Source organism: uncultured Veillonella sp., assembly GCF_963522475.1.
Taxonomy (GTDB): domain Bacteria; phylum Bacillota; class Negativicutes; order Veillonellales; family Veillonellaceae; genus Veillonella.
In genome coordinates this window covers 1-9,812 of record NZ_CAUQYW010000026.1, presented here as the reverse complement: position 1 = coordinate 9,812, position 9,812 = coordinate 1, and the positions used below count along the sequence as shown (strand labels likewise).

At 40.1% G+C, this 9,812-nt stretch carries 9 protein-coding genes and 3 tRNA genes; all 12 read left to right on the top strand.

All coding sequences use genetic code 11. The annotated features are described in order from the left end of the window. The first annotated feature begins 191 nt into the window (after positions 1–191). Positions 192–611, top strand: coding sequence for a Fur family transcriptional regulator (locus RWP19_RS09290; RefSeq protein ID WP_295210294.1), 420 nt, complete (start codon positions 192–194; stop codon positions 609–611). A 106-nt stretch (positions 612–717) separates the two neighbouring features. Next, positions 718–1,554, top strand: a complete 837-nt coding sequence (locus RWP19_RS09285) for a deoxyribonuclease IV (protein WP_009351073.1) — start codon at positions 718–720, stop codon at positions 1,552–1,554. A gap of 86 nt (positions 1,555–1,640) precedes the next feature. After that, positions 1,641–2,876 carry an exonuclease SbcCD subunit D gene (locus RWP19_RS09280; RefSeq protein ID WP_314357417.1) on the top strand — a complete coding sequence of 412 codons (1,236 nt, stop codon included), beginning with the start codon at positions 1,641–1,643 and terminating at the stop codon, positions 2,874–2,876. Further along, a complete protein-coding gene (locus RWP19_RS09275) occupies positions 2,877–5,960 on the top strand; it encodes an SMC family ATPase (protein ID WP_314357416.1) in 3,084 nt (1,027 codons plus the stop codon). Positions 5,961–6,039: 79 nt separating this feature from the next. Further along, positions 6,040–6,414: a VOC family protein gene (locus RWP19_RS09270; RefSeq protein WP_024065847.1), complete on the top strand. Its 375-nt coding sequence runs from the start codon at positions 6,040–6,042 to the stop codon at positions 6,412–6,414. Beyond that, complete coding sequence (locus tag RWP19_RS09265) at positions 6,414–7,121, top strand: tRNA threonylcarbamoyladenosine dehydratase (RefSeq protein ID WP_314357415.1); 708 nt, start codon at positions 6,414–6,416, stop codon at positions 7,119–7,121. Before RWP19_RS09270 ends, RWP19_RS09265 begins: the two co-directional genes overlap by 1 nt. Then, entirely contained in the window at positions 7,118–7,552 is a 435-nt protein-coding gene (locus RWP19_RS09260; protein ID WP_005385683.1) for a peptidylprolyl isomerase, read from the top strand. Before RWP19_RS09265 ends, RWP19_RS09260 begins: the two co-directional genes overlap by 4 nt. Before the next feature lie 4 nt (positions 7,553–7,556). After that, complete coding sequence (locus RWP19_RS09255) at positions 7,557–8,186, top strand: hypothetical protein (protein WP_314357414.1); 630 nt, start codon at positions 7,557–7,559, stop codon at positions 8,184–8,186. Between the two features lie 82 nt (positions 8,187–8,268). Beyond that, complete coding sequence (gene speE, locus RWP19_RS09250) at positions 8,269–9,108, top strand: polyamine aminopropyltransferase (RefSeq protein ID WP_195186660.1); 840 nt, start codon at positions 8,269–8,271, stop codon at positions 9,106–9,108. Positions 9,109–9,325: 217 nt separating this feature from the next. Then, positions 9,326–9,401 (top strand) — tRNA-His (locus RWP19_RS09245). Between the two features lie 24 nt (positions 9,402–9,425). Next, positions 9,426–9,500, top strand: a tRNA-Gln gene (locus tag RWP19_RS09240). Positions 9,501–9,504: 4 nt separating this feature from the next. Then, a tRNA-Lys gene (locus RWP19_RS09235) sits at positions 9,505–9,580 on the top strand. The last annotated feature ends 232 nt before the right edge of the window (positions 9,581–9,812 follow it).

Here is a 9,812-nt window from a genome sequence, read left to right as displayed (position 1 = left end):
AGAAAGACCCTTATAGGGTCAGAGCAAACCACCCGTTCTACGGGTGGTTATGATTACTTAATAGTTAATACTATCTATCTTGATAAGTGTTGGGAATTCTGATATAATAGATAATAATTATTTCTTGTGAATGGCCGATAATGGTCGATGCCTTATAGATTTCCAAGTGGAGAAAGGTAGAGTAGAGTATTATGGATATCGCACAAATTCTACGTAGCCAAGGGTTTAAAGTAACCCCACAACGTATTGCGATTTATGATGCGTTGCGTGGTCATCATGATCATCCAACAGCAGAAATGTTGTATCATACGTTGCGTCCAGAACATCCAAGCATGAGCTTGGCAACTGTGTATAAGACAATGGAGATTTTTGAAAAAATCGGTCTTGTAAAAATTTTAGAAGTTGGTGATGAGCGCGCTCATTACGATTGGGACACACAAGCTCATTCCCATATCCGTTGCATCCGTTGCAATAAGGTAGAGGATATGATGGGCATTGATTTACAAGCTATCAAAACAATTGCTGATCAAGGTAGCGAGTATCAAATCACAGGTCAACATATTACCTTTGAAGGTATATGCCCTGAGTGTGCTAAAAAAGAAAGCCATTAATACATAACCCCTGTCGCGAAGGGCTCCTTCACGGTAGGGGTTATATTAGTTATAGAGTTATAAAATTATAGAGTTATAAAATTATAGAGTTATATAAAGGAGTATTATGTTTGTCATCGGCAGTCACTTATCAATTAGCAAAGGTTATTTAAACATGGGGAAGGAAGCTACCAAAATTGGGGGTAATACATTCCAATACTTCACGCGTAATCCTCGTGGTGGTAGTATGCGTGCCCTCGATGTAGAGGATATGAATAGCTTGAGTGCGTATATGAAAGAACATAACTTTGGCACCTTATTAGCTCATGCACCTTACACGTATAATCCTTGTGCAGCAAAAGAAGATTTGCGCGCTTTTGCAAAACAAGCTATGACAGAAGACCTAGAGCGTATGGAATATTTACCAGGCCAAATGTATAACTTTCACCCTGGTAGCCATGTAAAGCAAGGTGTAGATCAAGGCATCGAATATATCGTGGAATGTTTGAATGAAATCTTGTTCCCTGGTATGAAAACAACAGTTCTCTTAGAAGTCATGGCAGGTAAGGGCACAGAAATTGGTTCTCGCTTTGAAGAAATTGCTCGCATCATCGATGGTGTGAAATTAAAAGAATACATGGGCGTATGTGTTGATACATGCCATATCCACGAAGGTGGTTATGATATCGTCAATAATCTTGATGGCGTTATCGATGAGTTTGACCGCATCGTTGGTCTTGATCGTCTGAAAGCCATTCACTTAAATGACTCTAAAAATCCTATGGGCGCTCATAAAGATCGGCATGAAAAAATTGGGGAAGGTCACATCGGTATCGATGCCATCGCTCGTATTGTGACACATCCTAAATTGACGAACTTGCCGTTCTATTTAGAAACGCCAAACGAATTAGATGGTTATGCAAAAGAAATTGCTATGTTGCGCTCTATTGTAGAGAATCAATAATTAAGCTAAAACGCAGTCTTAGTTATATAATTATTTATATAACTACATTTAGATAAGGTATAGGGAGAGCTGGAAAGGGGGATAAAATGCGTTTTTTACATACTGCTGATTGGCATTTAGGACGTATTTTTTATGGTCAGTATTTAACAGATGACCAAGCTCATGTGTTGGAGAATCAGTTCTTTTCTATTTTGAAAGATGAAAAAATCGACGGCATATTGCTAGCCGGGGACGTCTTTGATAGAGCGGTACCTCCTATTGAAGCTATTGAGTTATGGGATTCCATCATTACCCGTCTCGCTATGGATTATAAGGTACCACTCTTCGTGGTAAGTGGTAATCATGATGGGGCTGAACGCCTTGAAGTGGGGCGCTCTATGTTGAGTCGATCAGGAATTCATATTTGGGGATCCCCTCATCATGCATTACAACCCTTTGAATTTGAAGGCTCTGATGGTAAGATTGCTATTTGCCCTATGCCCTTTAGCGAGCCTCGTCGCATTGGGGATGCTTTAGGCCTGGGTGCAACTGTACCACAACCTATTGATATAGATATGAGCGAGGACTCCCTGTTCTCCTATGTGGAGACTGATGAGCAAGAGCCAGCCTCACTTAATTTACATAATTACGATCAAATGTATCAGGCCTGGAGTGACTACTTGTACAAACAAGTGCCAAAGGGGATGCGCAGCATTGCCATTAGTCATGCCTTTGTAATGGGCGGTGATGTAGGTGGCTCTGAACGTACCTTGTCTATCGGTGGTAGTGAACAAGTAAGTCCACAAGTCTTTAAAGACTTTCACTATACAGCCCTTGGCCATTTGCATGGGCCTCAACGAATGGGGGCAGACTATATTCGCTATAGCGGATCGCCTTTAAAGTATTCCTTTGATGAGCATACGCAGAAGAAGTCTTTCACAATTATTGACATGGATGCAAAGGGAAAGGTTGATATTAGTACCATTCCTGTAGATGCGAAGCGAGATGTAGTTATTTTAGAAGGTTACTTTGAAGACCTCCTAAATAATAAGGAATTACAGGCTAAGCACAAAGACGATTATGTGCAGGCTCGATTGCTTGATACGATGCCTATAATGGATGGAATGGCTAAGCTGCGCCAAGTGTATCATCGATGCATGACGATTGATCTAGTAGGTCGCGTGGCAACTCCTATGGCAGATATGGATGAAGCCGTTTTTAAAGAGTTAAATGAACGCGAATTATTTAATCAATTTGCCGAAACCGTGTGGAAAGAACCATTAACAGAGCGTGAGCAACAATACATCAACTCTGTATGGGATCGAATTCTAAAGGAGGACTAAATGAAGCCTATATCTTTAACTATAGAAGCCTTTGGTCCGTACCGCGATTCGGTTACCTTGGACTTTAATGAGCTCCAAAATCATTCCATGTTTCTTATCTCTGGTCCTACAGGAGCGGGGAAAACATCTATACTAGATGCGATGGTGTATGCCTTGTATGGTGAGCCTAGTGGAGAGGTGCGCAAAACGGATGCTATCCGTAGTGATTTTGCAGAACCGCAGCATATGACGCGTGTTGATTTTTCCTTTGCGATTGGTGAGGCTCAATATCGTGTTGAAAGATTACCAAAACAATTGGTAGCAAAGAAACGCGGTACTGGTATGCGTGAGCAGAATGCTAGTGCTACTGTATACGAAATGAAAGATGGAGAGTGGACAGTCATCGCTACCTCTGCGGCAGCTATTCGTGATACGATTCAACGAATCATAGGCTTTCGTAAAGATCAATTCTTACAAGTAGTACTTTTGCCGCAAGGGGAATTTCGGAAATTACTAGTAGCCTCCACCAGTGAACGGGAGGAGTTATTACATACTCTCTTTAGAACTGAGTTGTACCGAAGATTACAAGATGCCCTAAAATCTGCTTATGATGAAGCAAAATCCGGTATTGAAGAAAATATAACAAAACAATCTGCATTACTACAATCCATTCCGCATGATGAAGAAATCCCTGTATTAACTATTGAGCATGTACGAGAGCTTTTGAAAGATAGAGAACCTCATCGTGATACGCTTGTTGTTGAACGTAATAAAGCTGTAGATGTAGTGGACCAGTTCAATGCATTGCGCAATGAGTGGGCCTTATATAATCAGGTACAACAATCTCTTATTGAGGCTACGAACAAATTAGACTTGGTAAAAGAAAGAGAAAAGGAGCGGTCTAGTTTAAATGAAAAGATTCAGTTCCTCACCGGGTTAACACCAAGCTATGAATTGTATAAACAACTTGATGATAAACAGGCTGTATTAAAAACTTTGAAAATGGCACTTTCAGATGCAGAAAAGAGTGGAGAGGCCGCAACTCAACATGAGTCTAAATGTACAGAGGCTTATGAAGTGTTAGCATCTCACGCTGAAACTATACAAGCTAAGAGGACTACGTTGGCACAACTACAACAACAGTCAGAGAAATTTGATGAGTTAGCACTGCTAAATCAGGAATTGACCACATTAAAGAGCAAGTTAGAAACACAAGAACGTGAGAAAAGTGAAGCTAAGTTGCAGGCTCAGCACAAGCTGGTAGGTGATTTAGAGGCTGAGTTAGTTGAAGTGAGAAAACAGTTTCAAGCTAATAGTAAAGCATTAGAGTCTATTCCTCACATCCAAGAGCAGTTGAGCCAGTTGCAACGATATTCTGAATTGTTATCAGAGAAACAAAAGGCTCAAAACGATATTGATGCTAAGGAGGGATCTTTAGCGACTCTAGATGAATCTGTAAAAAACTCAACGGTACGGCTTGAACGTTTAGAACATCTGATGGCAGAGGGACGTGCTTTTGAACTGGTTCATTTGGTAGTAGATAATGAGCCATGTCCTGTATGTGGCTCTACAGAGCATCCACAGTTAGCATCTAAGCCAGAATTATACCCTACTAAAGAGGAAGTAGAAGAGGCACGCGCAGTGCGTGATGGAGCATTACAGAAGCGGGCTAGCGAAATTGGTCAGAAAGAAACGTTATCGGTTCGTCTACATGAGTTAGATGAGCAAGTTAAAGACCAAGTTTCTAAACTCAAATCATCCATTGATAATTTTTCACAAGATGCATTTGATTCAATTCAACAAGGCTTGGCGTCTCAAATGGAGCAGCTTACAGCTTTACGTAGAGACACTGAACAGTTGACCAAAATTATAACTAAAAATGAGCATGACTTGGTTGAGGCTAAAGGTACATTATCAAAGTTGGAGATCGGTCATAATGAATTGCTTAAAAACTTACATGACTTAGAGGTACAGATTAGCTCTGTACAGGCTAAGATAGATGGAGTATCTAAGACCTTGCCGACTACGGATCTTGATGCATGGCATAAACAGATCGAATCATTAGAGACTGAAATTAACACATACGATGAGCAGTTGAAGGTTTGTAAATCAAGTCTAGAGGCTGCTAAAGAGCAGCTCAACGCTAAACGAGGACGTTTAGAAATCTTATTTACACAAGTGCAGGAAGAAACAAAAAATCTTGATGGATTTTACCAAGAATATGTAAAATCATTACAATCAATTTCTGTATCTGAAGATGACTTTATAGATGCGCTAGGTGATTATAAGGGCTTAGATGCGTTTAGAACTGAGCTACATGCATTAGATGAGGCTTTTAGTACAGCTCAAGCTGTATATGATGCGGCTTTGAAACATGCCCAGTCTGTAATAGAACCAAGTGGTACGGTTTCTGACGAAGTATATAATACGGCCGTAGAGAAACGTGATAACTTAGTAGGCTCTCTTGCGGCTTGGGATAAAGAAACAAAACATATTGAAACCACATTAGCATCATTAGAAGCACTGGAAAAGGCTATGGGTGAAGCTCGTGAGGAAATCACTTTCTTAAGCCGTCTTAACGACTTAGCCAATGGCGGTGAACAAGGCTTTAAAAATGTAACCTTTGAACGATATGTGCTAGGTGCTATTTTAGATGAAGTTGTATATGCCGCCAATTTACGTCTTCAAAAGATGAGTCGTAGTCGATATTCCTTGGAGCGGTCTGACTATACCGGTGGTGGTCGTGGCAAACAAGGCCTTGATTTGGCCGTTATGGATGCTTTCACAGGTCAGTCAAGACCAGCGAACACCTTGTCTGGTGGTGAAACCTTTTTGGCGTCTATGGCTCTTGCCTTAGGTCTTGCGGATGTCATTCAAAGTTATGCAGGTGGTATTCATATGGATACGATGTTCATCGACGAAGGCTTTGGTACTTTAGATCCAGATACATTAGAACTTGCCATGGAAACATTGGTACAATTACAATCTTCTGGACGCCTTATCGGCATGATTTCTCATGTACCTGAATTAAAGACCCGGATACCTGCCCACCTAGAGGTCACACGTGGTGATGATGGCAGTACAGCAAAATTTGTGATTAACTAGCTATAGAATTATAAAATGTGATACTATTAAAAGAGGATAATTCCTACAAAAACATACTGTATTTAAAAAAGGAGGTCCTATGAAGTTTTCATTTGCTCATAATAATATAAATGTTAAGGATCTTGATAAAAGTTTAGCTTTCTATAAAGAGGCTTTATTACTTGAGGAATCTCGCCGCTTGGAAGATCCAAGTGGGGCTTTCATCCTTGTATATTTAAAAAGTCCATATACAGCGCATGAGCTAGAACTTACTTGGTTGCGTGACTGGGATCGCCCTTATAATTTGGGAGACAATGAATTCCACTTGGCATTTTATGTAGATGACTATGAAGCAGCTCTTAAAAAACACAAAGAGATGGACGTTGTAGCCTACGAAAATGCTGATATGGGGATTTACTTCATTGCCGATCCAGACGGTTATTGGACAGAAATCATTCCGGCGGGTAAATATTAATGGAATATATGTTAACTCGTTTAGAATGGTTAGTTGGACCAGATAAAATCCAAACCTTAAAGAATACATCTGTGGCTCTCTTTGGTGTCGGTGGTGTAGGCGGTGGTGCTCTTGAGGCTCTAGTACGTGCAGGGGTTGGGCGGATCGTTCTTATCGATGGAGACTCTATAGCACCTAGTAATTTGAACCGCCAAATGATTACAACTCACGACACGATTGGTGAGCGTAAGGTAGAGGTGGCTAAATCAAGGGCTCTTTCAATTAATCCGGATGTGGTGATAGAAACTCATGATATTATGTATACTGAGGAAAGTTACCCTGGATTCATTCAAAGATTGCACGTTGATTATGTTATCGATGCTATTGATATGGTAACGGCAAAACTGAATATTATTGAGGCTTGTCAACGTGAAAGTATCCCCGTTATTTCTTGTATGGGCGGCGGTAATCGCTTTTACCCAGAAAAACTTATGATTGCTGATATCAATAAGTCTCATACATGTCCTCTTGCGCGCGTTATGCGCCGGGAGTTAAAAAAACGGGGCATCAAAAAACAATTAGTTTTATTTTCTACAGAAAAACCAACAAAGCCACAGTTCCGTGGGGATGCAACAAGCCCTGGTACATGTAGTTTTGTGCCACCAGTGGCAGGTTTTATATTAGCAGCACATGTGTTGCGTACAATTTTGGAGGTACCTGAACAATGAAAAAAGCAAAAATCCATATGGCTGACGGCGGCGATATTGTAATTGAATTATTTGATAAAGAAGCTCCTGGCACAGTACAAAACTTCATTGATTTGATCAATAAAGGTTTCTACAATGGTCTTCGTTTCCACCGTGTAATTCCTGGTTTCGTAGCTCAAGGTGGTTGCCCTAATGGCAATGGTACAGGTGGTCCTGGCTACACAATTAAAGATGAATTAATTGGTAACCCACACAAACACGAACGTGGTGCATTGTCTATGGCTCACCGTGGTCCTAATACTGGTGGTAGCCAATTCTTTATCGTATACGAACCACAACCTCATTTGGATGGTGTGCATACTGTATTTGGTAAAGTAATCGAAGGTATGGACGTAGTTGATGGTATCCATCAAGGTGCTATCATGGAAACTGTTGAAGTAATCGAAGGTTAATCTCATGAATGATGTATCTATTAAACATCCGGAATGGCTATATATTGATGTAGACGGAAAGACATCATATGGGTATGACCAAGAGTGGTTCACAGATGAGTGGCAACGCTTGTCTGGTTGTGGCCCTACATCGGCATCACAAGTTTTGGGCTATTCGCTATTTAGGGATGGCTTATTAGATCTAGAAACCACATCCGATCAAACGCTTGCTTTAGAACGGATGAACTTAGTTTGGAAATATGTAAAGCCACGCTTTGGTGGTGGTGTTTATAAAACGCAATGGATGGAACGAGGCCTTATTCGTTTATTAGAAGATGAAGGCTTATCGTATGATGTACATATGTTAAATGTGTCTCCTTTCTGTGCTTCTCGTGTAGAGGTGGAGGCAGCAGCTCAGTTTATTCATGATGCATTGGCACAAGATGTGCCTGTGGCGTTTTTGAATCGTCATAAGGGCAAGGAAAAGGCTCTTTATACATGGCATTGGGTTCCAATTCATAAGATTTTTATGGATGGCGATGATATTCGCTGTGGCATCTTTGATGAAGGTGAAATCCGTGATTTTTCATTAGCGAATTGGATGAAAGATACCATTTTAGGTGGCGGATTCTGTTATATTAGCCGTAAAGGCTAAGTAATAGAGCAATTAAAGTAATATACATACGCATCGCAATAACCTGCGGTGCGTATTGTAGTATAAAAGTAGGAGGTACTACATGAGTCAATGGATTACAGAGGAACAAACTCCTCATTTACGTCTCAGCGCTGAAGCAGAAGAAGTATTATACTCAGGTGAATCTGAGTTCCAAAAAATTGAAGTATTTAAATCTAAAGAGTATGGTACAATGCTCGCATTAGATGGTGTATTCCAAACATCTGAACGTGAAGAGTTCATCTACCATGAAATGATGAGCCATGTTCCATTATTTTTACATCCAAATCCTGAACGCGTATTGATTATCGGTGGCGGTGATGGTGGTGTAGCTAGAGAATGTGTACGTCATGACTGTGTAAAAGAAGTAACAATGGTTGAAATCGATGGCAAGGTAGTAGAGTTGGCAAAACAATATTTACCAACTATTGCTAAAGCTATGATTGAAAACAATCCAAAATTAACTGTAAAAATTGGCGATGGTATTGGCTTTATGGCAGAAGCAGAAGATTACTATGATGTAATTATTGTAGACTGCTCTGATCCAATTGGTCCTGGTGAAGGTCTATTCACTGAAGAGTTCTATAAAAATACTTTGAAAGCTCTTAAAAAAGACGGATTGTTTGTACAACAAACAGAATCTCCTATGTTGCATCAACCGCTCGTAGAGAAAGTATTTGGGTATGTAAATAATCACTTCCCAATTGCACGTTTATATACTGCATTTATTCCAATTTACCCAGCAGGCATGCATTGCTTCACCTTAGGTTCCAAAACATATGATCCATTAACATGGACTCCAAACCGTGAACAAAACTTTGAAACTAAGTACTATAATGCTGAAATTCAAAAGGCTGCTTTTGCTTTGCCAAATTTTGTAAAAAACTATTTGCCAACTAAGTAATTTATATGTATAATAGGGAAGCACCATTCATGAGGCCTTTGCTTCCGAAGTGCTTCCTTATGTATATAAGGCTAAAGGGTTTATATTAGAGATAATACATTTCTTAATTTTAATTGTAAAAGTTAAATGAAATTGAGAAAAAGGTGTTGACACAAATCTCTAGAACAGATATAATTCTCTTTGTTACGAAGACAACGTCTTCGATACCTACAAGGTGGTGGGTATGGTGAAGCGGTTAACACGGCGGATTGTGGCTCCGTTACGCGTGGGTTCGATCCCCACTACTCACCCCATAACCTACACATCATAATCACTGTAGGGGTGTCGCCAAGTGGTAAGGCAACGGACTTTGACTCCGTTATGCGCTGGTTCGATCCCAGCCACCCCTGCCAACATGACTCACTAGCTCAGTTGGCAGAGCACCTGACTTTTAATCAGGGTGTCCCGCGTTCGAGTCGCGGGTGAGTCACCAAATTAAAACTCACAAACTTCGGTTTGTGAGTTTTCTATCTCTATTTCTAGAGAATTTGGTTATGATTGTATGTATAAAATCAGTTGAAAATAAATTGAAAAAATCTTTGAAAAAGAGGTTGACGATTTAAGACTTCGCTGATATACTTATACAAGTCGTTAGGGCAACAACCTAACGTAACAGATCTTTGAAAACTGAACAATGATAGGTAATCAATCATATGATTGAACAT